The sequence below is a fragment of the Neisseria sp. RH3002v2f genome (assembly GCF_014596375.1).
GTDB classification, from domain to species: Bacteria; Pseudomonadota; Gammaproteobacteria; order Burkholderiales; family Neisseriaceae; genus Neisseria; species Neisseria cinerea.
Genome location: NZ_MAYZ01000012.1, coordinates 199,955 through 223,716, shown reverse-complemented (window position 1 = coordinate 223,716; position 23,762 = coordinate 199,955). Strand labels below are relative to the sequence as shown.

Genomic DNA, 23,762 nt, shown 5'->3' with positions numbered 1-23,762 from the left:
CCGTCTGAACCCCGTCCGGACGGCATTTGATGGAAAACGACATGTCAAACAAAATCAAAATGGTTGTCGGATTGGGCAACCCCGGCAAAGAATACGAGCAAACCCGGCACAATGCAGGCTTTTGGTTCCTCGACGAACTGGCTTGGAAGTGGAAGGCTTCGTTTAAAGAAGAAAAAAAATTCTTCGGCGAAGTCGCCCGTGCCGCCCTGCCCGACGGCGATGTCTGGCTGCTCAAGCCGACCACGTTCATGAACCGTTCCGGACAGGCAGTTGCCGCCCTTGCGCAGTTTTATAAAATCAAACCCGAAGAAATCCTCGTCGTCCACGACGAACTCGACATTCCTTGCGGCAGGATTAAGTTCAAACTCGGCGGCGGAAACGGCGGACACAACGGGTTGAAAGACATTCAGGCACGGCTCGGCACGGCCGACTATTACCGCCTGCGCCTCGGCATCGACCACCCGGGCGACCGCAACCTCGTCGTCGGCTATGTCCTGAACAAACCCAGTGCGGAACACCGCCAACAGATTGACGATGCCATCGCCAAATCCCTGCAAGCCATACCCGACATCATTTCCGGCAAATGGGAAGAAGCAACACGTTTCCTGCACAGCAAATGACCCAATGCCGTCTGAAGCCCTTTCAGACGGCATTCCCGCCATCAGCGAGAACCCGCACTATGTCCGAACTCAACCGGCTCATCCAAACCGAATCCGTTGCCGTCATTGAAGAAACTTTAAATTTCCTGCTCTACGAATGCAGCATAGACGATGCCCCCTCCGCCGAAGAAATTGCCATTTGGCGCGACATGCTGGCCGCACGCGGCGGAAAATTCCTGCGCCTATCCAAACTATGCCGGATATGGCTTGAAGAGGAACAAGCATGAATCTGCCGCGCAACCGCTTTATCCTGCTCTCGGCATTGTGGTTTGCAGGCAGCATTTACTCGCTGCTTTTCAAAGCTGCCGAAACCGCGCCACCGCCTTTTCCGCATTTTGACAAAGTGGCGCACCTCGCCCTGTTTTTCGCACAAATCTGGCTTCTGACCAAAGCATTCAGAACCGACAACCGCCCCATCCCCTATCGCAGCCTGATGGTCTTTGCCCTCTGTTTCGCCGTAGTCAGCGAATGCGCGCAGGAGTGGCTGACCGAAACCCGAACCGGCAGTCTGGGCGACATCTTTGCCGACCTGACGGGTGCATTGCTTGCACTCTTTGCCGCACGTTCCGCCAACCGCCCGGGATGACTCTTCCCAAATAAAGAATATTTTTCATACAGCCTTGAAGTTTTTCCTCCAGCCACCATTTGCAAAGAAATTCTTAACGAAAGGAAAACCCATGATTATCCTGCACACCAACAAAGGCGACATCAAAATCGAACTCGATTTCGACAAAGCCCCCGTTACCGCCAAAAACTTTGAACAATACGTCAAAGACGGCTTCTACGACGGCGTAATCTTCCACCGCGTCATCAAAGGCTTCATGATTCAAGGCGGCGGCATGGATGAAAACATGAACGAAAAAGAAACGCGCGATCCGATTCAAAACGAAGCGTCCAACGGTCTGCCCAACGATAAATACACCATCGCCATGGCACGCACTTCCGACCCCCATTCCGCCAGTGCACAATTCTTCATCAACACTGCCGACAATGCCTTCCTCAACCACCGCTCCAAAGAAATGTACGGCAGAACCGTCGTACAAGACTGGGGTTATGCCGTATTTGGCAAGGTAGTCGACGGTTTTGATGCTGTCGACGCCATCGAAGGCGTATCTACCAAACGCCACGGCTACCATGATGATGTTCCGACCGAACCTGTCATCATTATCAAAGCCGAAGCCGTATAAACCGATAATCCGGAAGCAGCCTGTATAAAAGGCTGCTTTTTTTGTTTCAGGCGGCATAAAATCCAAGCATATATGCCGTCTGAACACCTCCCGCAGGCCTTCGGACAATATTGCAACGTGTTAAAATAGTCTCCTTTCCTGAAACCACAACAAGGAAACCATCATGGCAAATATTGCCCGCGACATCTTCAAAGCCTACGACATCCGAGGCATTGTCGGCAAAACCCTGACCGACGAAGCCGCCTATCTCATCGGCAAAGCCATCGCCACTAGAGCCGCCGAAAAAGGCATCACCCGCATCGCACTCGGCCGCGACGGACGCTTGAGCGGTCCCGAACTGATGGAGCACATCCAACGCGGCTTTACCGACAGCGGCATCGACGTACTCAACGTCGGTATGGTTGCCACTCCTATGCTCTACTTCGCAGCCATCAACGAATGCGGCGGCAGCGGCGTAATGATTACCGGCAGCCACAATCCGCCCGATTACAACGGTTTCAAAATGATGCTCGGCGGCGACACGCTCGCCGGCGAAGCCATTCAAGAACTTTTAGCCATTATTGAAAAAGACAGTTTTGTTGCCGCCGACAAACAAGGTAGCGTAACCGAAAAAGACATCTCCGACGAATACCACAACCACATCGTCGGCCACATCAAGCTCAAACGCCCCATGAAAATCGCCATCGACGCAGGCAACGGTATCGGCGGCGCATTTTCAGGCAAACTCTACAAAGGTTTGGGCAATGAAGTTACCGAACTTTTCTGTGAAGTGGACGGCAATTTCCCCAACCACCACCCTGATCCTTCCAAACCGAAAAACCTGCAAGATTTGATTATCGCGCTGAAAAACAGCGATGCCGAAATCGGCTTGGCATTTGACGGCGATGCCGACCGCTTGGGCGTAGTCACCAAAGACGGCAACATCATCTATCCAGACCGCCAATTAATGCTTTTCGCGCAAGACGTGTTGAGCCGCAATCCTAAAGCCAAAGTGATTTTCGACGTCAAATCCACCCGCCTGCTCGCGCCTTGGATTAAAGAACACGGCGGCGAACCTGTAATGGAAAAAACCGGCCACAGCTTCATCAAATCCGCCATGAAAAAAACCGGTGCGCTGGTTGCCGGCGAAATGAGCGGACACATCTTCTTTAAAGAACGCTGGTTCGGCTTCGACGACGGTATGTATGCCGGCGCACGCCTCTTGGAAATCCTGTCTGCCTTCGACAATCCGTCCGAAGTGTTGAATAGCCTACCGCAAAGCATTTCCACGCCCGAACTCAACATCGACCTGTCGGAAGGCAGTAACGGCCACAAAGTGATTGAAGAGCTGGCTGCTAATGCCAAGTTTGAAGGTGCGACCGAAATCATCACCATCGACGGCCTGCGCGTTGAATTCCCCGATGGCTTCGGACTGATGCGTGCTTCCAATACCACGCCGATTTTGGTATTGCGTTTTGAAGCGGACACGCAAGAAGCGATTGAGCGTATTCAGAACCAATTCAAAGCAGTCATTGAAAGCAATCCAAATTTAATCTGGCCTCTGTAAAAATAGAAAAAATGCCGTCTGAAAGTTTCAGACGGCATTTTTCACACATGGTTAATCAAATCTTGGCAGATTGGATTTGGCTTAAAAATCTCCGCGTCCGTTCGTGTTTGGGGTGGTCGAACAACTCTTTCGGGCTGCCCTGCTCTACGATAATGCCGCCGTCCATAACGACGACGGTAGTTGCCACTTCTAAGGCGAATTTGATTTCGTGGGTCACGACAACCATCGTCCAGCCTTCTTGCGCCAATTCTTTCATGGCGTTCAGCACGTCTTGCACCAATTCGGGATCCAGCGCGGAAGTGGGTTCGTCAAACAGCATCAATTCAGGCTGAATCGCCAATGCTCGGGCAATGCCGACGCGCTGCTGTTGACCACCGGAAAGCTGGTAGGGGTAGAGGTCAATCTTATCGCCCAAACCGACTTTTTCAAGCAATTTGACAGCCTCTTCTCGCGCTTTGGCGACAGGCTTGCCCTGTACGGCAACCGGACCCTCCATCACGTTTTCCAACGCAGTTTTGTGCGGAAAGAGGTTGTATTGTTGGAACACCATACCTGATTTGCGGCGCAGAGCCAAAATATCGTGTTTGCTTGGCTTTTTGGAAAAATCGATTTTCAGCGGCCGCTCGTTGTCGAACTCGATTTGTCCGTCTTCAGGCATTTCCAGCGCGTTTAAACAGCGCAGAAACGTCGTTTTGCCCGAGCCGGAAGGTCCGAGAATGACGACCACCTGCCCTTTGCCCACATCCAAATCGATGCCGCGCAAAATGGTATTTTCACCAAAGGTCTTATGGATATTGCGGATTTTAATCATGACAACTCCTTATTTGGCGACATAGCGGTCGAAGCGTTTTTCCAAACGCGCCTGAATCAGGAACAGCACTTTGCAGAAACACCAATAAACCAAAGCGGCTTCGATATAGACGGGTAGGAAGTCGTAGGTACGGTTTGCTGTCTCCTGAGCGACACGGAAAAGCTCCGTTACCGTTACCACTGCGGCAAGCGAGGTGTTTTTAAACAAGCCGATAAACTCGTTGCTCAAAGGCGGTACGGCAACGCGGAATGCCTGTGGCGCGACAATGCGGCGGAAAGTCTGCATATAGGTCATACCGATGGAGAAACCTGCTTCCCATTGGCCTTTCGGCACGGACAAAATCGCCGCGCGTATGGTTTCGGAAGCGTATGCACCGACATTGAGCGAAAAGCCGATAATGGCGGCAGGAATCGGGTCAATATAGATGCCGACGGACGGCAGCCCGTAAAACACAATCACAAGCTGCACCAACAGCGGCGTACCGCGAATGACGGAAATATAAAATTCAACCAGCTTCAGCAAGCATCTTTGGAAAATGCCGCCGGAGGGCATGATTCGCACCAAAGCAACGGCTACGGCAATAATCATGCCGATAATGAAAGAAGCGATCGCTAAAGGCAAAGATACTGCAAAGCCGGCTTTGACCATAGGCCAAAACGCGCTGATGAGCATATCAGCGCGTGTTTCCGTCATAAACGGCAGGGAGGCAAGGAAATTATTTAACACTGATGTCTTTTCCGAAGAATTGTTCGCCTAGTTTTTTCAGCGTGCCGTCGGCTTTCAGCTCATTGATTGCCGTGCTGAATTTTGCCACGACTTCGTCATTGCCTTTATTGACAATCAAGCCGGAACCGACTTTTTCATCGGCAGGCGCAGACCAAACGATTTTCACGCCGGCATTTGGGTTTTTCTTCAGGTAGTCCAATACCGCCAATTCGTCGTTCAGGGTTGCATCAGCACGTTTTTGTTCAATCAGGGTCAGCGATTGCGCTAAACCATCAACAGCCACCAAATCTGCTCCTGCAGCTTTGGCTTTTTCGCCGTAGTTGCTGGTCAGGGATTGTGCGGTTTTCACACCTTTGATATCGTCGATAGATTTGATGTTGCTGTCTTTACGGGCAACCAAAACCGCACCGCTCCAGCTGTAAGGCTCGGATTTGTCAAAAGTCGCTTGACGCTCAGGGCTGGTCAGGCCGACTTGGTTGGCAACCACGTCAAAACGGCCGGCTTTCAAGCCTGCCATCATCGAATCCCATTGCGTTTCTTTAAATTCGACTTTTACGCCTAATTTTTCCGCAACGGCGCGGGTTACTTCGACATCGTAGCCGGTCAATTTGCCGTCTTTATCGTGGTAGGTAAACGGTGCGTAAGTGCCTTCTGTACCGACGGCAACCGTACCTTTATTGTTGATGCGTTCGATTAAAGAACCGGACTCGCCGGCAGATTGGGCTGGAGCAGAAGAAGACGCGCTGCCGCCCTCTCCGCCGCAGGCCGCCAAAACCAATGCGGTCATGCCGCCGAGTATGAATTTTTTCAACATAATCTTCTCCTGAAGAAAAAGTGTGCAAGGGCTGCATTCTAAGTGAAATTGCGGCAAATACAAAGAACACTTTCATCACGCTGCCGAACCCGATTGCAACCAAACGGACATGCCGTCTGAATCTCCCTTGCTTTCAGACGGCATGTCCAAACTACCCGCGCAACCTGCAACAGTACAAAAAGTCGAACATAAACCTTCTCAAACCAAAATTAAAGAAACTGAAAGAGAATCAGGCAGAACCCAAACCGTAAATAAAACACCGCGCGATACGCAAACATCAGATGCCTGCTTGCCTATTCTGTCAAAATCCGACTGCCGATTCAGTGCTATAATCCCACCCATAAAACACATGAGACCACAGAGGAACATCATGAATACGCCCCAATCAGCCATCATTCCCGACCACGCCCAAGCCGGCATCTTTATCGAAGCCGACATCGCCGCCAACCGCACCGACGATATCAAAACCGCCTGCCGTGTTTCGCTTGATGCGTTAACTGCCTTGAAAGCCCGCTTTCCGGACGACATTTTAGGCATGACGATAGCCTTCGGCAGCAAAGCATGGGCAACATTCGGACACCCGGAAGAAGGTCGGGAAATCAAACCGTTTCCCGAAATGGGTAACGGGCTTGCACCGTCCACGCAACACGACCTCTACATCCACATCCAATCCCTCCGGCAAAGCGCCGCCTACGCGCTTGCCCAATCCGTTTTGGGCGCATTCGGCGACAGCATATGCGTCGCGTCCGAAGAACACGGTTTGCGCCTGTATCAGGATCGCGGACTGGACGGTTTCGTCGACGGTACGGAAAACCCGCAGGGCGATGAAAAAATCCGCGAAGTCGCCATCATCCCCGAAGGGCTGCCCGATGCGGGCGGCAGCTATGTACTGCTGCAAAAATACCTGCACGATTTGAAAAAATGGGATGCCGTCCCCGTCGCCGAACAGGAGGCCTCGGTCGGACGCAGCAAGGAAACCGACGACGAATTCAGCCGCGATGTCCGCCTGCCCGATTCGCACCTCGGCCGCGTCAACCTGAAAGAAAACGGAGTCGGCCTGAAAATCGTCCGCCGCAGCCTGCCCTTCGGCAAAATCAGCGGCGAACACGGTTTGATGTTTACCGCATACTGCCGCACGCTGCACAATATCGAAGCGCAATTATTGAGTATGTTCGGCGACACGGACGGCAAAACCGACCTGTTGCTCCGACACCTCTCCGCCGCCGTTTCGGGCGGATACTACTACGCCCCGTCCCTCGAACGCCTGCAAAACCTCTGATGCGGATCATGCCGTCTGAAACCCTTTTTCAGACGGCATTTTCCCGTTTTACCGTCCAACCGTTTTCCCATACGCCCCATGTCTGCAAGCATCCAAGCATTTGACCCGCTGGCCGTCCCCATTACCGGCACCAACCTGATTGAAGCCTCTGCCGGCACCGGCAAAACCTACGGCATCGCCGCCCTGTTTACACGTTTGATCGTATTAGAACAAAAAAACGTCGAACGCGTATTGGTCGTAACCTTCACCAAAGCCGCCACCGCCGAGCTGAAAACACGCCTGCGCGCGCGTTTGGACGATGTGTTACAAGTTTTAGAAAGCAAAGAAATTGCCAAACTTGGAGACGACACGCTTTCAGACGGCATCGCCGCCTATTGTGCCGAACATCACAAAGGCGACACCTTCCTGCCCGCACTCTTGGAACAGGCTTTGCAAAAAGAAAGCCGGACGCGTCTGATTGTCCGCCTCAAAGCCGCCATCGGGCAATTCGACAACGCTGCCATCTATACCATACACGGCTTCTGCCAGCGTATCCTGCGCGACTACGCCTTCCTGTGCCAAGCACCGTTCGATGTCGAACTGACCGAAGAAGACAGCGACCGCCTGCTTGTCCCGGCTCAAGATTTTTGGCGGGAACGCGTCAGCAACGACCCGGTGCTTGCCGAATTGGTTTTCAAACGCAAAGCTGTGCCGCAAACCGTCCTTGCCCAAATCCGTGCCTACCTGTCCCGCCCGTACCTGAATTTCCGCCGTCCGCAGGCGGATTTGAAACAGGCGCAGCGCAACGCCGAAACCTCATGGCAAACCGTCTGCCGCCTGCTGCCCGAGCTAGAAGCCAGCTTTTGGCGCATCCATCCCGACCTCAACGGCAACAGTTACCGCAAAAACAGCTTTGGCAACCTCTTTAAAGAACTGGCACAAAAATCCGCCGCCGGACAACTGCCCTTTCTGGACAAAGACACGCACGACAGGCTCTTGAAACTTGCGTCCGACAAACTCGAAGCCGGACTGAAAAAAGGTAAAACGCCCGATGCGGCAGCATTTGCCGAATTGCAGAAACTGGCAGGCTTCGGGCGCGATTTGAACGTACTCGAAGAAGCGGAAGAAGCAACAATGATCCGGCTGCAACTGGATTTAATCGAATATCTCAACCGCAGTCTTGCCGAAATGAAGAAAACCCGCCGCGAACGCGGTTTCGACGACCTGCTGCTCGATGTCCACACCGCGCTGACCGACAACCCCTACGGCGAAACCCTCACCCGCGCCGTTGCTGAAAACTGGGAAACCGCGCTGATTGACGAATTCCAAGACACCGACCCGCTGCAATATGAAATCTTCCAAAAGATTTTCATTGCCCAAAACCGCCCGCTGTTTCTCGTCGGCGACCCCAAACAGGCGATTTACAGCTTTCGCGGTGCGGATATTTACGCCTACCTGCAAGCCGCCGGAGACGCGCAACACCGCTACACGCTTGCCACCAACTACCGCAGCCATGCATCGCTTATCGACAGCATAGGCGCGCTGTTCTGCCTTAAAGAACGTCCGTTCGTTTTAGAAAACATCGCCTACACGGATGTCGGCGCGGCACGCACCGAAAGCAGGCTGTCCCCCGAACGCGCCGCCGTACAAATCCGCTGGCTGCACGGGGAGGACACGGGAAAAACCAATAAAGACGCTCTGCGTCGGCGCGCCGCCGACTATTGCGCCGACGAAATCGCCCACACGCTCAACGAAGCCGCCGGATGCCGTCTGAATTTCAAAGACCGTCCGCTGCAGTCCGGCGATATTGCCGTGCTGGTACGCACGCACAATGAAGCGGTAATGGTTTCCGCCGCCCTGAAAAAACGGCAGGTACAAAGCGTTCTGCTCTCGCGCGAGTCCGTGTTCGCCTCGCCCGAAGCCCGCGCCTTGTCCGCACTAATCGGCTTTTGGCTCGAGCCCCGACGAACCGAACCGCTGCGCTTTGCCCTGACGGGCAGCATTTTCGGCTACAACGCACAACAACTCCACGACTTCAACCGGAACGAAGCCCTTCTCTTAAAATGGATGGAATCCGCCCGAACCGCACTCGACAACTGGAATCAATACGGCATTTTTGCCGCCATGCAGCAGTTTTCCCACGAACACGGCATCGAAACATGCCTTTTGAAGCGGCAGAACGAACGCAGCCTGACCAACTATTTCCAACTGCTCGAACTGCTTGCCGCCGAAGACGCGCAAAACCGTAACCCCGCCGCCTTGCACAAGTGGCTGAGCGACCAAATCAGCCTTGCCGAAAACAACAGCAACGACAACCAAGCCATCCGTCTGGAAAGCGACGAAGATTTGGTCAAAATCGTTACCATGCACGCTTCGAAAGGTTTGCAGTATCCGCTGGTATACTGCCCGTTTGCGTGGGACGCACAAGATACCAAGCCGTCCGACTGGCAAATCCTCCACCAAAGCGCCAACCGAACCGAACTGTTAGCAAAGGCGCAGCTGTCGGAAGACGAACAGAAGCAATACGCCGATGAAGAAATGGCGGAACGCCTGCGCCTGCTTTATGTCGCGCTGACGCGTGCCGAGGAACAGCTCAACATCTACGCCGCATACTCCACCAATACCGCCGACAACCCCCTCGCCTACCTGATTGAAGGCTCGCCCCAAGACAGCCGCGAAACCGTCCGCCAAACCTATGACCGGGAAAAGGACGGCATAACGATGCTCAAACAAAACTGGCAGCGTTTGACGGACAACGCCCCTTCCGGCACAAATTTCGCCTTCACAGAAGATGCGCCGCCTCCTGCCGTATATTGCGGCAATACCGGCCAAACCGCCGAATTTGCCGCAAACAGCATCCCCAATCGCGGATTCCGCCTCATCCGGCACACCAGCTTTACCGCATTAAGCCGCCATACCCAAACGCCCGACGGCGGGGAAGAAGATGTGCAGCCTTCCCTAGACCCTGCAGAAACGGCAGAGTCAACCATGCCGTCTGAAACACCGTCGGATTCAGACGGCATGACGATACACAACTTTCCGAAAGGCACGCATGCCGGGCTGTGCCTGCACGAAATTCTGGAACACTTCCCATTCGACCGCCCTGCCGCCGGACAGGAAACACCCATTGCCGACACGCTGAAGAAATACGGGTTTGAAGAAATATGGCTGCCCGCCGTTGCCGAAATGGTGGAAGCCTGCCGGAAAACGCCGCTGACGGGAACATACAGCCTGTCCGACATTCCGCCCGAGTACCGCTGCCCCGAAATGGGCTTTACGCTCTTTACCGAAGACTTCAGCCTCAAACGGCTGCGCGCATGGTTTGCCCGCGACGATATCCGATTGCCCGAAGTCTGCCGTGCCGCCGCCGAAACGCTCGACTTCCACACCGTCAACGGCTTTTTAAACGGCTTTATCGACATGGTTTGCCAAGACCCCGACGGCAATATCTGCGTCATCGACTACAAATCAAACCACCTCGGCACGGACGCATCCGCCTACACGCAACAGGCAATGGACGAAGCCGTCGCACACCACCACTATTACCTTCAGGCACTGATTTACGCCGTTGCCGCCATGCGGTACTTCAAACTGCGCGGACAACAGCCTGCCGCCATTTCCATCCGCTACCTGTTCCTGCGCGGCATAGACGGGAAAAACGGGGGAATTTGGCGTTGGGATATAGACACTGCCTCTTTAGATTGGATAAGATAGCTTCTCGTCCTTTCGGACAACAACCACAGGAGAAACCCATGAACATCAGACACCTGCTTGCTGCCGCACTCATTGCCTCAGCCGCTTTTTCCGCACAGGCAGCCCCGCAAAAACCCGTATCTGCCGCCCAAACCGCACAACATGCAGCCGTTTGGATCGATGTCCGCAGCGAACAGGAATTTCAGGAAGGCCATTTAAATAATGCGGTCAATATCCCTGTTGACCAAATCGTCCGCCGCATACATGAAGCCGCGCCCGACAAAGACACACCGGTCAACCTGTACTGCCGCAGCGGACGGCGTGCCGAAGTTGCCCTTCAAGAGCTGAAAAAAGCAGGCTATACGAAGGTTGTCAATCACGGCGGTTATGAAGACCTGCTCAAAAAAGGCATGAAATAACACCATGCCGTCTGAAAGGCTTCCTTCTTTTCAGACGGCATTTATTTTGAAAGCACACAATGAAACGTATATTTTCCCTGACAGCCGCCGCCGTATTCGCCCTCTCAACCGCTTGGGCGCATCCTGCCGGCGAACTGCAAACCCAAAACGAAACCGCCATGACCACGCATACCCTCACATCAAAATACGGTTTTGACGAAACCGTCAGCCGCCTTGAAACCGCCATAAAAAGCAAAGGTATGAACATTTTTGCCGTCATCGACCATCAGGAAGCGGCACGACATGACGGCCTGACCATGCAGCCGGCAAAAGTCATCGTCTTCGGCACGCCCAAAGCCGGTACGCCGCTGATGGTCAAAGACCCCGCCTTCGCCCTGCAGCTGCCCCTGCGCGTCCTCGTTACCGAAACGGACGGCAAAGTACGCGCCGTCTATACCGATACGCACGCCCTGATTGCCGGCAGCCGCATCAGTTTTGACGAAGTGGCAAACACTTTGGCAAACGCTGAAAAACTGATACAAAAAACCGTAGGCGAATAAACCGCACCGCCTTTACCGGCAATCGGTGCCGCACCCTGTTTGGCAGCGCATCCGCAATTCCCTACAAACACAATGCCGTCTGAAAATTTCAGACGGCATTTTTTTCAATCTCTATCTTCCCGACAAATATCAATGGCTTCCTGCAAACTCGAAACGCCGTAGATTTTCAGGTTCGGAAACTCTTTGGCGTTGCGCGGCATATTGGCTTTGGGGACGATGGCGCATTTGAAGCCGAGTTTTTCCGCTTCTTTGAGCCGTTCTTGTCCGCGTGCAACGGGGCGGACTTCTCCGCTTAAACCGATTTCGCCGAATGCAACCATTTTTTCGGGCAACGGGCGGTTTCGGAAGCTGGAGAGCATGGCGAGGATAACCGCCAAATCCGCCGCCGGTTCGCCGATTTTGACGCCGCCGACAGCGTTAAGGAATACGTCTTGGTCGAAACAGGCAATGCCGCCGTGACGGTTGAGGACGGCAAGCAGCATGGCGAGGCGGTTTTGTTCGAGACCGACGGTGAGTCGTTTGGGTGTGAAGCCGTGCGCGTCATCGACCAATGCCTGAATTTCGACCAAAAGCGGGCGGCTGCCTTCTTGTGTAACCAAAACGCACGAGCCGGGCGTGTCGTCGCGGTAGCTGGCAAGGAAGATGGCGGACGGGTTGGACACGCCTTTCAAACCGTTTTCTGTCATGGCGAACACGCCCAGTTCGTTTGCCGCGCCGAAGCGGTTTTTGATGGCGCGTATCATGCGGTAGTTGGAATGTTGGTCGCCCTCGAAATACAGCACGGTATCGACCATGTGTTCCAGTACGCGCGGGCCGGCAATCGCGCCGTCTTTGGTAACGTGTCCGACCAATATCATGGCGATACCCATCTGTTTTGCCATGCGCGTCAGTTGGGCGGCGCATTCGCGTACCTGCGACACGGAGCCGGGGGTGGAAGTGATTTGGTCGGAATACATGGTTTGGATGGAGTCGATGACGACGACTTCGGGTTGATGCTGTTTTAACGCTGCTTGAATCGCTTCCATGCGGATTTCGGCAAGCAGGTTCACGCCTTCGGTCGGCAGTTCCAAACGTTGCGCGCGCAGGGCGACTTGTTGGGCGGATTCCTCGCCGGAAACGTACAGCACTTTGCGGCTTTGCGCCATTTTGGCGATGGTTTGCAACAGCAGCGTGGATTTGCCGATGCCGGGGTCGCCGCCGAGCAGGATGACCGCGCCATCGACCAAACCGCCGCCCAATACGCGGTCGAGTTCGCCCATGCCGGTCGGATTGCGCGGCACTTCGGTGGCGGTAACGGCGGAGAGGGATTGGACGGTCGAGGTGTCCGCCGCCCAAGATTGGAAGCGGGCGTTTTTCGGTTCGGGCGCGGCTAAGCTTTCCTGAAGCGTGTTCCACTCGCCGCAATGCGGGCATTTGCCTTGCCATTTCGGGGAGGTGCCGCCGCATTCGGTGCATTGGTAAAGGGTTTTAAGCGTTTTTGCCATCGGTTTTCCCTGCATCTGAAAACAAAAATGCCGTCTGAAAATAGGGACGGTTGGGATTGCGCCAATACGGCAACGCCGCTATCCGTACATGGAGAGCTGGCGCATTGCCTTATTTTCCATCCCTTGGCTTCAGACGGCATATCGGGGCAGTTTCCTGCCGGCTTACCCGCCGTGATACTGCCGCGACAGCTCGTGTACGGTGTCGACTAAGATTTTGGCGTGTTCGGGGTCAGCGTGTTGGTTGATGCCGTGTCCGAGGTTGAAGACATGGCCGCTGCCTTGTCCGTAGTCGGCTAGGATGCGCGCGACTTCGGTGCGGATGGATTCGGGCGTGCCAAAGAGAGCAAACGGGTCGAAGTTGCCTTGCAGGGCGACTTGGTTGCCGACGCGGCGGCGTGCTTCGCCTATGTTGCACGCCCAGTCCAAGCCCAATGCGTCTGCGCCGATTTCCGCCATGCTTTCCAGCCACAGCCCGCCGCCTTTGGCAAATACGATGACGGGAACGCGGCGGCCTTCACTTTCACGTTTCAATCCGGCAACGATTTGGCGGATATATTTGAGGCTGAATTCTTTAAACGCCGCATCGCTCAAGACGCCGCCCCAAGTGTCGAAAATCTGCACCGCCTGCGCGCCCGCATCGATTTGGGCGTTGAGGTAGGCGGTAACGGCTTGGGCGTTGGTGTCGAGGATTTTGTGCAGCAAATCGGGGCGCGAATACATCATGGTTTTGATGGTGCGGAATTCTTTGCTGCTGCCGCCTTCGACCATGTAGCAGGCGAGCGTGAACGGACTGCCGGAGAAGCCGATAAGCGGTACACGGCCGTCCAATGCTTTACGGATGGAAGTTACCGCGTCGAAAACGTATTGCAGTTTTTCCATGTCGGGAACGTGCAGCTTGGCGATATCGGCTTCGTGTTGCAAGGCGCGTTCGAATTTCGGGCCTTCGCCTTCGGCAAAATACAGTCCCAAGCCCATTGCGTCGGGGACGGTCAGGATGTCGGAGAACAAAATCGCCGCGTCCAAATCGAAGCGTTCCAAAGGTTGGATGGTCACTTCGGTCGCCAATTCGGTGTTTTTACACAAATCGAGGAAGCTGCCCGCTTTCGCGCGCGTGGCTTTGTATTCGGGCAGATAACGCCCCGCCTGGCGCATCATCCAAATCGGCGTGTATTCGACGGGCTGTTTGAGCAGGGCGCGGAGGAAGGTATCGTTTTTTAAAAGAGTCATGCGGGGCTTTCTGTCAGTATGTTTGTAAAGTGTATGGAATGGTTTTCAGACGGCATTTCAACTATGCCGTCTGAAGGTTTCAATGAGTTTCTGCGGAAGGTCGGTTTTCCTCTGCAACACTTGCCAAAACCAAGCTGCGCTGCACCTCCGCCTTCTGCGTTTCTCCGATTTCGTCGAAAACCTTTGCCAGAACCAAACGCGCGGAAACACTCGGCTTCAGTGCAATACTCGCTTCAAGGTAGCCTTTTGCCTTACCCCAAAGTTTGCGGCCGTAGGCAAGCTGTCCGAGATACATCAAAAGCAGGGCATTGTCGGGCTGATCCCGAAGCCAAGCATCGGCCAAATCAATGGCCTTCTGCTGATCGCGTTCGCCCAAAAAGCGCACGCTCTCGACAAATGCTTCCAAAAGTTCGGGTCTGCGGCTTTGCGGATAATGCTGTTTGACCCATCTGACCGCTTCGGCATACAGTCCCAAACGTTCGTACTTTTCCGCAACCGATACGCTCAATTCCCCGTTTTTGAGGCTGTCGGGAATCCGCTTCAGACAAGCCTTCAGAGAAACAGCATCATCGGCATCCGCCAGCAGCCGTCGGTAGGCCCAATTTTGATACTGTTCCGTTTCGGATTCTCCCAATGCGCCAGCCTTGGAAAGTTTTTCGGTTTTTGCCAACACCTCAAGCGCGTCTCCCCTCTCGAAGGCATAGCGCAATTGCAGGCGCACAAGCCGTGTCAGTCCGGCATTCATTTTGGCTGCCGCGTGCAGATTGGCTTCCACCGTTTCGTAATCCCGGCGGTTCAGTGCCGATTCCGCCAGCAGGAGGTAGCGTGAAAGCTGCTGTTTTTCAGGCAGCTTTGCAATTTCTGCAAGGTACCGGTCGCGCAATTCGGTATTTCCCATCTGCCCGGCGGCATGTGCGCCCAACATCAATGCCAAAGTACGGTTGTCGCCCGCCTCTTTGTTTCCCAATACGCGCGAGGCTTCAAGTTCCGCCTTCTCAAAACGCCCTTCAAAATACGCCAAACCCGCTTTGTTCAAGTAAAGTGCGGCCTTGCGTCCTTTTCGTGCCAAACTGAAACGCTGCATCTTTTCGGGGATATTGAATACGCCGATAATGAATTTAAACAGGAAATACCACACCACGACGGCAATCAGCGAACCTAACACAAAAGCGTGCAGGTTGATTCTGAGCATAGTCTGTCCGAGCACGATGAACACATCGCCGGTATAAATGCCCGAAGCCAATGCCAGCCCGACGGCTGCAGCAAACAGGATGACGATCCAAACTACCGTTTTCATGCCCGTTCTCCTTTAGCGGAGGGCAAACGGGCCGCTTTTTCCGGTACGGGTTGTTTCTTCACCGGCTGCTCCGGTTTGCCTTCCGAAGGGAGGGACGGTACTTCTATGGCCTTCGCATCCGATGCGGCAGCCTGATCCGGTGCTGCGGTTTCATTTACCGGTTCGGAGGATGCCCGTTCCATTTCCTTACTTTCCGCCTCTGCTGCCGCACCCATACCGTCCCGATAGGTACGGATGGCATTTAGGCTGTTTTTCAAACCGTCATCCGCAGTCATGCGCACATCCAACGCCTTCAATTCCGCCAATTCCTTCAACCACGACTGCGTGGCGGGGGATTTGGCATCAAAATACTGTCTGACGGCGGTTTCAGCATTGTTCAAATCGCTTTGATAGACTTCGCTGTTGCGCTGCATTAATGCAGTCCGCGCATCCAAAAGGCGGAGGCGCAGGTTTTCGCGTACAAAATATGCCTGTTCGGGAGAAATCAGCATGGCATCATTGCTTTCCAACCGGCGGATTTCAACCAACCCTTTCAATATGCCGAAGGATTTTTCCCATACGTTCTGCCACCATGATGCGGAAACGGCTTCGTTGCGTGCCTGTACGCCCGGTTTCAATACGCCGTCCAAAATCAACGGCAGTCCGGATACGGCGGTTTCCAACCGGTCGATGCGCAGTGCCGTGCCGGAAATATCGACATAAGGCCGGTTTTTCAGTTCCGCCAAGTCGCTGCTGATTGCCTGCTTGAGCGGCAGGAGCTCCGCCTGATCGAAACGGGACAATCGGGTGTCGATATGCTCCAACACGCCTACGGCAGCCTGTATGTTGCCCGTCAAGACCAACTGTTGCACGGCCAGATTGAGTATGGTCTCGGTTTCGTCCACCAGCCAATCGGCGCGTCCTTTGGTCAACTCGCGATAGGATTTTTGCATTTCTATGATTTGTTCGCCGTTTGCTTTGACGTTTCCGTCCAAACGGTCGAGCTCTGATTGTATGGCGGCTTGCCGGTTGAGGTTGTCTTTCAACAGGCTGGCGTTCTCCGATTCGCCCAAAGCGGCTTTGTCAATTTTTTGATTAAATGCCAATTCTTGGTTTTTCAGGACATTCTGCCCTTGTACGAACAGAAATCCGCCCGCACCCAAACCCAAGGCCGCCAATACTAAAGCGCAGATTGCCAAGGCGTTGCTGCCGGTCTGTTTGACGACGAAGGGGCGGGTATCCTGTGCGTAACCCATGCCCGCATTGCCGGTTTGCGCTTCAGATTCGGACTTTTTGTTCGGTAAAGAGGTTTCAGACGGCATTTCTTTTTGCGCCGCTGTCCCGCTGACGGGTTCGGATGATTTGTTTTCAGGTTCGCTCACCGTTTTGCTCCTTATCGATTAAGCTTTTTGGGAAAGGCCGGACCGTCAGCAACGGATCCGAACCTTTCAAACAGGAAAATGGGAAAGTGCGTATTCCAGCGAAGGGACGGTTTCCACCGCCCGTACTCCTTCGCGTTTCAAGGCATCCGCAATACGCGGATGATGGGTGAAGTATAACAAGGATTTGAAGAATCGGGAAAATTGCAGAGGAACCTGTGCAAACAGTGACTGCACGAGTTCTGTGGACGTAATATAGGCGGCAGTAATATTCTCGGATTGGAAATTTTGAAAGTTCAAAGAGTTATGCCGTCTGAAATACACTTCGGCCAATTCGGTTTGCAAACCTTTTTCCCGAAGCCTCCTCATAAGGAAATCGCGCCCCCCGTGTCCGCGCACGAACAAGACGCGCCCTCCTTCGCGCAGACCATCCCAAACCGGCAGGCGCAAAACGGCCTCACTGTCGTTTCCGTCATGAGGCGCAATGACCGTTCTGCCCAAATAGCGTTCCAATGCGCGGCGGCTGCCCTGCCCTACGGCAATGTGTATCTTTATGCCGTCTGAAAGGTTAAGGTACGGGACGGCGGTTTCGATTGCGGTCGGACTGACCCAAAATACCGCATCGGCGCGGGCATATTGTTCGGACAAAAGTTCCAGTCCGGCAGCATCTGCTTCGATTTCGACCGGGCTCAATACTTCCGCGCGCCAACCTGCATTCAGGCAGGTTTCGACATCTTCCGCAGCCCTGGCGGACGGACGGACAATCAGCATAGTCGGCATCATTGATTCCATTACCTGGGATTACCAAGAAAAGTCGTCATCATTGAAATTTGCCTGCGCAGTTTTCGACGTACAGTCAACCCGTGCGATTTCCTTACCGCCGCCCTCCACGATGACGCCGCTGCTTTCCGTATGTTCTACGGGATCAAAGCCCGTCCATACGGTATAGATAAATTTGCCGTTTTGGAATTTCATCGTCGCCCAACGACCGCTACCCGTCCCTTCCCATTTGTCGGAACGGTGCAACAGGTCGGATTTTCCGTTGCGGATAACGATTTCTTTTTTACCCATACTGCCGAATGAATATTCGTAAAGGTTCGGGTTGATTTTTTCAACCTCGATATATTTATTGTTGTCCGTCTTACAGGAAAATACCGAACCTGCTTTGGCAATACCTGCCGTGCCAATCATTCCTGAAAAAATCAAAATCAAGGTTCTTTTCATTGGAATCACCCGGTGTTTTATAAGGATTTAATCCTTCACAAACCAAACCGTACATACCTTATTCTTGCCCGAGGTGTTGAAACCGCTTCCCTTCGGCTTAAAATCATTATTCCACTTTAAGGGAATGCCGTCTGAAAACACTTTTCAGACGGCATTTCCTTTATTCCGCATCAGGCGGAGACAGGTTTCAGCAACCAGGTTTCACCGCTTTGCACGACTTTTTCAAGCAGGTCGATATTAGGATGCTTACCGGGATGGGCGCACGCATCGGCAACATGTTCGGCAAACCATATCAAACCTTGCTCTGCCGCTTCTTTATCCAACCTGCCGTTAAAGCGCTCTGCCAAAGCGTTGTACAACTTGAGCGAACCGAGCTTGCCCTGTACAGCAGGAATATGGTGAACCGTTTTGCCGTCGGCATCCTGAACGTCCAAACCGGTTAAATGATCGATGGGCGGAAATGTCGCAAGATAATCTTGAAAATTCATGTCAGCTCCGAAAATCAAACAGTTAGCGCGTACCGAAAATCTTGTCGCCCGCATCACCCAGACCGGGAATAATATAGCCGTTTTCGTTCAAATGGCTGTCCAGCGCGGCGGTATAAATCGTAACATCGGGATGCGCGTCATTAACAGCCTTCACGCCCTCAGGGGCGGCAACCAAGACTAAGGCTTTGATGTTGCGGCAACCTTTTTCTTTCAAGAGGTCGATGGTGGCCACCATCGAACCGCCTGTCGCCAGCATAGGATCGATAATCAAAGCCGGACGTTCGTCCATACTGTCCACAAATTTCTCAAAATAGGAAATAGGCTTCAGCGTTTCCTCGTCGCGCTGCAGGCCGACCACGCTGATTTTGGCAGTCGGAATCAAGTCGAGTACGCCGTCAAGCATACCCAAACCTGCACGCAGGATGGGAACGACGGTCAAGGTTTTGCCCTTGATGCGGTCTCCTTCAATCTGACCGCACCATCCGTCGATAAGGTATTTTTCGATTTCAAAATCACGGCTTGCTTCGTAAGCCATCAGGCGTGCCAACTCTGTGGTAAGCGTTCGGAATTTGTAGGTGCTGCAATCTGCCTCCCTCATCAGGGTTAATTTGTGGCGGACAAGCGGATGGTTGATAACGTTAACGTTCATCGAGGTGTTCCAGTGTGATTTTGAGACGCGTCATTATACTTTTTTTTAATTTGCCGGAAAAGAAAATGCCGTCTGAACGTGTTTCAGACGGCATGAGCGGCCGAATCAGGCTTTGAGCAGATCCTGCAGCTCGCCTGCCTCATACATCTCCGCCAGAATGTCCGAGCCGCCGACAAATTCGCCGTTCACATAAAGTTGGGGAATGGTCGGCCAGTCGCTGTATTCTTTAATACCTTGACGTACTTCGGGATTTTCCAATACGTTGACGGTTACATAGTCGGTACAGCCTGCCGCATTAAGGATTTGTACGGCACGTGAAGAAAAACCGCATTGCGGAAACTGCTTCGTACCTTTCATAAACAATACAACGCGGTGAGTCGTTACTACTTCTTTAATTTGGTCGTGGATGGAAGCCATCGCTTATTCCTTTTGATAAAGTCGACAAAATTTGTCAGGTAGGGCGCATTATACGCAAAAGCGGAAACTTCCCACAACATCCGCCCTATTTCGTGCACATTTCAAAGGGAACAGGAAAACGCCTGTTTCCTTACAATTAACATCATCCTCAACTCCGCAGACAAAGCAAGCGAACAGTTCCGGCGCATCGATGAGTCAACGGCCGGTTAGGATGGATAGGACTTGATATTACCCCCATCATTGTCCATTTCAGAATCGATTTCAAAGTCGGCGACATGATTAAAGTAACCATCACAAATTCTGATGAATATGATTCGTGGGGAAGTTGTTAAGTTAACGGTTATAAACCAAATAAAAAAATCGGCAGAAAATTTTCCTGCCGATTTTATTGTTATTTAGCCTACATACCTATCAAACCCTGCCAGTACTTAAACCTGCTTTGCCGTTTTCCCACAAGGTTTTCAGCAATACTTTCCACGCCGACAATTTAGGATTGGGCTGCTTGCCTTGCCCAATCAAGTCCATTTGCGTCATATACCAATTCATTTCCAACATTGCGCCCGCTTTTTTATCAACAAACACCACGCCTGTTTGGATGCGGTCGGTCTGCACGGTTTGATGAGTTCCGTTTTGCATTTGGTTTGCAAAATCGGGCACCAAAGCAAACGGGCGAGTGACGCCGACCAAATCCAAATGGCCGCTGGATAAGGCATCTTCCATGGCGCTTTGTGAACGGAAGCCGCCAGTAATAATCAAAGGGAATTTTCAAAAGATGGTTTTAGTGTACAAATCACAGGGTTTCATCAATCATTATCTCAGTCTGCAAGCCGTTTCAGACGACCTTTTCGTAAAAAAGAGCGGTCAAAATTTTAAGTGTTTTGCAAATCATCTTAAAAACTTGACCACTTGCATCATTATCAAGACCGCAGCCGTCTGAAACATTGATAGACCGGTTACTGATGTCCGCTTTCTGCTACTTTTGTCCATTTTGCCAATGTCTGCTTCATCTGTGCCTGAGGGATGAAGCGGGCCATCCGTTCTACTTCTTTGCCTTGATAAAACAGCAGCCATGCAGGTGCGGTCAGCACGTGGAAACGTCCAGCCATTTCGGGTATTTCAGCAATATCGGCTTTTACGGCATACACATTTCCTTCCACCGCCAAAGCTGAGTCAAGCTGGGCGGCCACGACCGTACAAACACCGCAGATTGGGGCTTTGACGTACAGTGATACCAAAGGGTGTGTGGCGATGGCCTGTTCGATGTCTTTCAAAGTGTGCAGTTGTTGCATGCCATGTACTCCTTTGAGCGATTAAGCCCTTTTCTAGTTGTCCAGAAAAAGGGCTTTTAACGAAATGAAAACAAGAAAACGGTTTGAGTCGTCTAGATTTTTTCCACAACCACTTTTGCCCGCGCTTTCAGGCTGTTCAACACTGGCGAGGTGGCAGCGGAGCGGTCGGCGAAATTTTGCAGGGTAGGAAGGTCGGCGTCGGCTTTTACTTTTATGGTTATCACCAGATTATCCAGTCCGCCGTAGCCATCTTCCATGCCGAACAGTTTGGCCATGTCGATACCGCCCCTTGCGGATATTTCAAACTGTTCCAGTTTCACGCCTGCCTGTGCTGCTTGCAACTCGAAACCTATGGAGCAGCAGCCTGCCGCAGCGCCGATCAGGTATTCCATCGGATTTGGGGCGGCGTTTTCACCGCCCATGTTTTTCGGTTCGTCTGTGGTAAAGGCAGGGAAGCGGCGCACGGAGATTTCGTTCTTCGTGCCGGATACCCAGCGCGAATCGGCGCGTAATGCTGCCTTGCCTTTTGTATGGTCGTTTTCAACCGCTGCCATGGTAGTTCGGAAACGTTCGATATCTAACCCGTTAATCATGTTTTGTCCTTTCATATGATGAATTGCAGATGGTTTTTCGCTACACTTACACGCCCATTTTCCACGCGGAGATGCGCTTCAAATTATCCACCGTGTCGTGATTGACGATGGCGGCGAACGTGTCGTCCAGTTTGGCAATTTCTGCTTTGTCTTCATCGCTAAGTGCAAAGTCAAAGACGTTCAAGTTTTCCGCCATACGTTCGGGGTTGGTGGATTTTGCCAACACGATGATGTCGCGTTCCACCTGCCAGCGGGTAATCCTTGCACCACGGATTTGCCATATTTCGTACCAATTAGCGACTGACAAAATGGTGGGCAAAAGCCTACCGCTTCAAGTTGATGTTTTATCATTAACCAAACACTTTTTCCAAGTGTGCTTGGTAGTCTGCTATGTATTTTTCCACTTGCGGATTTTTAATTACATCGTTACACATAAATGTCGGTAAACGGCTCATACCGAGGAATTCGTTGAGTTTATGAAAGTGCATGTACAAGTCATCCACTCCTTTTCCTTCAAAAAAATCGCCTTCACGGGTGAATGCTTCAATCGGAGCATTCCAAGTAACCGAAAGCATGTGTTTTTTGCCATGCAGCAAACCACCTGTGCCAAATCCTTCAGTCGGGCTGATACGATGGCGGCCGTCATGTTGATAAAGTTTTCCGTGTCCGGCGATAAATACTTCATCTATGTATTTTTTCACTGTCCAAGGTTCATGCATCCACCAACTGGGCATTTGCCAAATCACAGCATCCATCCACAAGAATTTTTCGATTTCTGCCTCAACATCATAGCCAGCATCAATCACAGTTTCTTTTACATTGTGTCCAAGTGCGGTCAAAACTTCTTTCGCTTTTTTGTGAAGCGTGTGGTTTAACTCACCATGCGAATGGCCGAATTCTTTACCACCGTTTAATAATAAAATGTTCATTTTTACTCCTAGAATAAATAATTTATAAAAAAGGATGTGATGTTTGCGGTTATTGTCTTCTGTTTACTCTCATAAAAGTGCAGTCATTTTATGATTTGTTTTTATTGAGATAAATAGGGTTTAGCTTTATGATGTAATGAATTAAATTCACTAATAAAGAGAGTTTAAAAAGAAAATGCAGAACTTTAACGAGCTGAATTATTTTTTGACACTGGCGCAAACGCAGAGTTTTGTGAAAGCGGGGCAGCTTTTGGGGATTTCTTCTTCGGCGTTGAGCCACAGCATGAAAAATTTAGAAAAGCGGCTGAACCTGCGCCTGCTCAACCGTACTACGCGCAATGTGTCGCTGACCGAAGCGGGGCAGCAGCTTTTCGACCAACTTTTCCCACTTTATCAAGCCATAAACCAAGAAGTCGATGCATTAAATGACTTTTTGAATACACCATCGGGGCTGATTCGTATCAATGCTCCAACGCTGGCAGCGGAAGCCGTGTTGTATCCAAAATTAAAGCCGATTTTGAACCAATACCCGAAAATCCGCTTGGAAATCGTGGTGGACGATCGTTGGGCAGATATTGTGAAAGAAGGATTTGATATGGGCGTTCGGTTAGGTAACAAGGTGGCGAAAGAGATGATTGCCGTGCCGATTTCCGCACCGCTCAAAATGGTATTGGTTGCCTCGCCCGATTATTTGGCGCAACATGGTTCACCGAAAAATATTGATGATCTGCAACAGCACCGCCTTATCGGCATAAAACTCTCCGCCGAACACGGCACGGAGATGCAGTGGGAATTCAAATACCAAAAAGAGCTGATTACGTTCACGCCAAAATCGCAGTTTTCCATCAACAATCATCTGCGCCTGCAAGCCGTTTCAGACGGCCTTGGCATTGCGTGGATAGCACATATGAGCGTAGCGGATGCCCTCCATTCTGGGCAGTTGGTCGAGCTGTTGCCTGAATACGCCATAACCTACGAACCGCTTTACCTCTATTACCCCAGCCGCCGCGGACATTCCAATGTGTTTAAGCTGATTGTGGATGCATTAAAAGTAAAAGCCGTCTGAAATTTCAGACGGCTTTCACCGGCGATTTTCAATTTATTGAAAATAAAACATAAATTAAAACATCAAATCCATTAAAAACGGAACAAACA

At 52.1% G+C, this 23,762-nt stretch carries 28 protein-coding genes; 11 read left to right on the top strand and 17 right to left on the bottom strand.

Going from position 1 to position 23,762, the window contains the following annotated elements; all coding sequences use genetic code 11:
* The first annotated feature begins 41 nt into the window (after positions 1-41).
* From pth to BBW69_RS01880, 5 genes are all read left to right on the top strand, one after another.
* Positions 42-620: an aminoacyl-tRNA hydrolase gene (pth, locus tag BBW69_RS01900; RefSeq protein ID WP_002237832.1), complete on the top strand. Its 579-nt coding sequence runs from the start codon at positions 42-44 to the stop codon at positions 618-620.
* A 59-nt stretch (positions 621-679) separates the two neighbouring features.
* On the top strand, positions 680-886 hold the full coding sequence (locus BBW69_RS01895) for a dioxygenase (RefSeq protein ID WP_188210214.1): 207 nt from the start codon (positions 680-682) through the stop codon (positions 884-886).
* Positions 883-1,245 (top strand): VanZ family protein, encoded by a 363-nt coding sequence (locus BBW69_RS01890; RefSeq protein ID WP_003677619.1) that lies wholly within the window; start codon positions 883-885, stop codon positions 1,243-1,245. Before BBW69_RS01895 ends, BBW69_RS01890 begins: the two co-directional genes overlap by 4 nt.
* Before the next feature lie 91 nt (positions 1,246-1,336).
* Positions 1,337-1,846 (top strand): peptidylprolyl isomerase, encoded by a 510-nt coding sequence (locus BBW69_RS01885; RefSeq protein ID WP_039854612.1) that lies wholly within the window; start codon positions 1,337-1,339, stop codon positions 1,844-1,846.
* Positions 1,847-2,009: 163 nt separating this feature from the next.
* Positions 2,010-3,392, top strand: coding sequence for a phosphomannomutase/phosphoglucomutase (locus tag BBW69_RS01880; RefSeq protein ID WP_188210213.1), 1,383 nt, complete (start codon positions 2,010-2,012; stop codon positions 3,390-3,392).
* A gap of 55 nt (positions 3,393-3,447) precedes the next feature.
* Here the strand turns inward: BBW69_RS01880 and BBW69_RS01875 are convergent, their stop codons facing one another.
* Genes BBW69_RS01875 through BBW69_RS01865 form a run of 3 tightly spaced genes read right to left on the bottom strand, consistent with a single transcriptional unit; the run spans position 3,448 to position 5,743 of the window.
* A complete protein-coding gene (locus tag BBW69_RS01875) occupies positions 3,448-4,203 on the bottom strand; it encodes an amino acid ABC transporter ATP-binding protein (protein WP_111726586.1) in 756 nt (251 codons plus the stop codon).
* Between the two features lie 9 nt (positions 4,204-4,212).
* Positions 4,213-4,929, bottom strand: a complete 717-nt coding sequence (locus BBW69_RS01870; protein WP_188210212.1) for an amino acid ABC transporter permease — start codon at positions 4,927-4,929, stop codon at positions 4,213-4,215.
* Positions 4,919-5,743, bottom strand: coding sequence for an amino acid ABC transporter substrate-binding protein (locus BBW69_RS01865; RefSeq protein WP_188210211.1), 825 nt, complete (start codon positions 5,741-5,743; stop codon positions 4,919-4,921). Before BBW69_RS01865 ends, BBW69_RS01870 begins: the two co-directional genes overlap by 11 nt.
* Positions 5,744-6,113: 370 nt before the next feature.
* On the opposite strand from BBW69_RS01865, the gene BBW69_RS01860 reads away from it, so the two are divergent.
* The 4 genes from BBW69_RS01860 (at position 6,114) to BBW69_RS01845 (ending at position 11,652) form a co-directional block, all read left to right on the top strand.
* Positions 6,114-7,022 carry a Dyp-type peroxidase gene (locus BBW69_RS01860; protein ID WP_039854593.1) on the top strand — a complete coding sequence of 303 codons (909 nt, stop codon included), beginning with the start codon at positions 6,114-6,116 and terminating at the stop codon, positions 7,020-7,022.
* Positions 7,023-7,100: 78 nt separating this feature from the next.
* Positions 7,101-10,715: an exodeoxyribonuclease V subunit beta gene (recB, locus tag BBW69_RS01855; RefSeq protein ID WP_188210210.1), complete on the top strand. Its 3,615-nt coding sequence runs from the start codon at positions 7,101-7,103 to the stop codon at positions 10,713-10,715.
* Between the two features lie 38 nt (positions 10,716-10,753).
* A complete protein-coding gene (locus tag BBW69_RS01850) occupies positions 10,754-11,113 on the top strand; it encodes a rhodanese-like domain-containing protein (RefSeq protein ID WP_003677602.1) in 360 nt (119 codons plus the stop codon).
* A gap of 59 nt (positions 11,114-11,172) precedes the next feature.
* Positions 11,173-11,652: a DUF302 domain-containing protein gene (locus BBW69_RS01845; RefSeq protein WP_188210209.1), complete on the top strand. Its 480-nt coding sequence runs from the start codon at positions 11,173-11,175 to the stop codon at positions 11,650-11,652.
* Positions 11,653-11,756: 104 nt separating this feature from the next.
* Here BBW69_RS01845 and radA read toward each other — a convergent pair whose 3' ends face one another.
* On the bottom strand, positions 11,757-13,136 hold the full coding sequence (gene radA / locus BBW69_RS01840; protein WP_188210208.1) for a DNA repair protein RadA: 1,380 nt from the start codon (positions 13,134-13,136) through the stop codon (positions 11,757-11,759).
* Positions 13,137-13,163: 27 nt separating this feature from the next.
* Here radA and BBW69_RS01835 point away from each other — a divergent pair, with 27 nt between their 5' ends.
* Positions 13,164-13,346: a hypothetical protein gene (locus BBW69_RS01835; protein ID WP_188210207.1), complete on the top strand. Its 183-nt coding sequence runs from the start codon at positions 13,164-13,166 to the stop codon at positions 13,344-13,346.
* On the opposite strand, the gene hemE is transcribed toward BBW69_RS01835, so the two are convergent.
* The 13 genes from hemE to BBW69_RS01770 form a co-directional block, all read right to left on the bottom strand.
* Positions 13,299-14,363, bottom strand: a complete 1,065-nt coding sequence (gene hemE, locus BBW69_RS01830; protein WP_188210206.1) for a uroporphyrinogen decarboxylase — start codon at positions 14,361-14,363, stop codon at positions 13,299-13,301. The two genes, BBW69_RS01835 and hemE, sit on opposite strands and share 48 nt — an antisense overlap.
* 79 nt (positions 14,364-14,442) lie before the next feature.
* Positions 14,443-15,660, bottom strand: a complete 1,218-nt coding sequence (locus BBW69_RS01825; RefSeq protein ID WP_188210205.1) for a heme biosynthesis protein HemY — start codon at positions 15,658-15,660, stop codon at positions 14,443-14,445.
* Positions 15,657-17,021 (bottom strand): uroporphyrinogen-III C-methyltransferase, encoded by a 1,365-nt coding sequence (locus tag BBW69_RS01820; protein ID WP_188210204.1) that lies wholly within the window; start codon positions 17,019-17,021, stop codon positions 15,657-15,659. The genes BBW69_RS01825 and BBW69_RS01820 overlap by 4 nt, the downstream gene beginning before the upstream one ends.
* Before the next feature lie 66 nt (positions 17,022-17,087).
* Positions 17,088-17,810: a uroporphyrinogen-III synthase gene (locus BBW69_RS01815; protein ID WP_188210203.1), complete on the bottom strand. Its 723-nt coding sequence runs from the start codon at positions 17,808-17,810 to the stop codon at positions 17,088-17,090.
* A gap of 9 nt (positions 17,811-17,819) precedes the next feature.
* Positions 17,820-18,242, bottom strand: a complete 423-nt coding sequence (locus tag BBW69_RS01810) for a protein Gly1ORF1 (RefSeq protein WP_188210202.1) — start codon at positions 18,240-18,242, stop codon at positions 17,820-17,822.
* 170 nt (positions 18,243-18,412) lie between these two features.
* Entirely contained in the window at positions 18,413-18,730 is a 318-nt protein-coding gene (locus BBW69_RS01805; protein ID WP_188210201.1) for a DUF2322 family protein, read from the bottom strand.
* A 22-nt stretch (positions 18,731-18,752) separates the two neighbouring features.
* Positions 18,753-19,379, bottom strand: a complete 627-nt coding sequence (gene upp, locus BBW69_RS01800) for a uracil phosphoribosyltransferase (RefSeq protein WP_019271899.1) — start codon at positions 19,377-19,379, stop codon at positions 18,753-18,755.
* Between the two features lie 105 nt (positions 19,380-19,484).
* Entirely contained in the window at positions 19,485-19,796 is a 312-nt protein-coding gene (gene grxD, locus BBW69_RS01795; protein ID WP_002241342.1) for a Grx4 family monothiol glutaredoxin, read from the bottom strand.
* A gap of 411 nt (positions 19,797-20,207) precedes the next feature.
* Entirely contained in the window at positions 20,208-20,516 is a 309-nt protein-coding gene (locus BBW69_RS01790; protein ID WP_188210200.1) for an FMN reductase, read from the bottom strand.
* 233 nt (positions 20,517-20,749) lie between these two features.
* The gene (locus tag BBW69_RS01785) at positions 20,750-21,085 is read right to left on the bottom strand and encodes a thioredoxin family protein (protein WP_188210199.1); all 336 of its coding nucleotides are present in this window, start codon (positions 21,083-21,085) and stop codon (positions 20,750-20,752) included.
* Positions 21,086-21,177: 92 nt separating this feature from the next.
* Positions 21,178-21,678: an OsmC family protein gene (locus BBW69_RS01780; protein WP_223169905.1), complete on the bottom strand. Its 501-nt coding sequence runs from the start codon at positions 21,676-21,678 to the stop codon at positions 21,178-21,180.
* 46 nt (positions 21,679-21,724) lie between these two features.
* Positions 21,725-21,997, bottom strand: coding sequence for a hypothetical protein (locus BBW69_RS01775; protein WP_223169904.1), 273 nt, complete (start codon positions 21,995-21,997; stop codon positions 21,725-21,727).
* A 31-nt stretch (positions 21,998-22,028) separates the two neighbouring features.
* Entirely contained in the window at positions 22,029-22,607 is a 579-nt protein-coding gene (locus BBW69_RS01770) for an NAD(P)H-dependent oxidoreductase (RefSeq protein WP_188210197.1), read from the bottom strand.
* A gap of 175 nt (positions 22,608-22,782) precedes the next feature.
* Between BBW69_RS01770 and BBW69_RS01765 the strand changes: the two genes are divergently transcribed.
* Positions 22,783-23,673 carry a LysR family transcriptional regulator gene (locus tag BBW69_RS01765; protein WP_188210196.1) on the top strand — a complete coding sequence of 297 codons (891 nt, stop codon included), beginning with the start codon at positions 22,783-22,785 and terminating at the stop codon, positions 23,671-23,673.
* Positions 23,674-23,762: the final 89 nt, after the last annotated feature.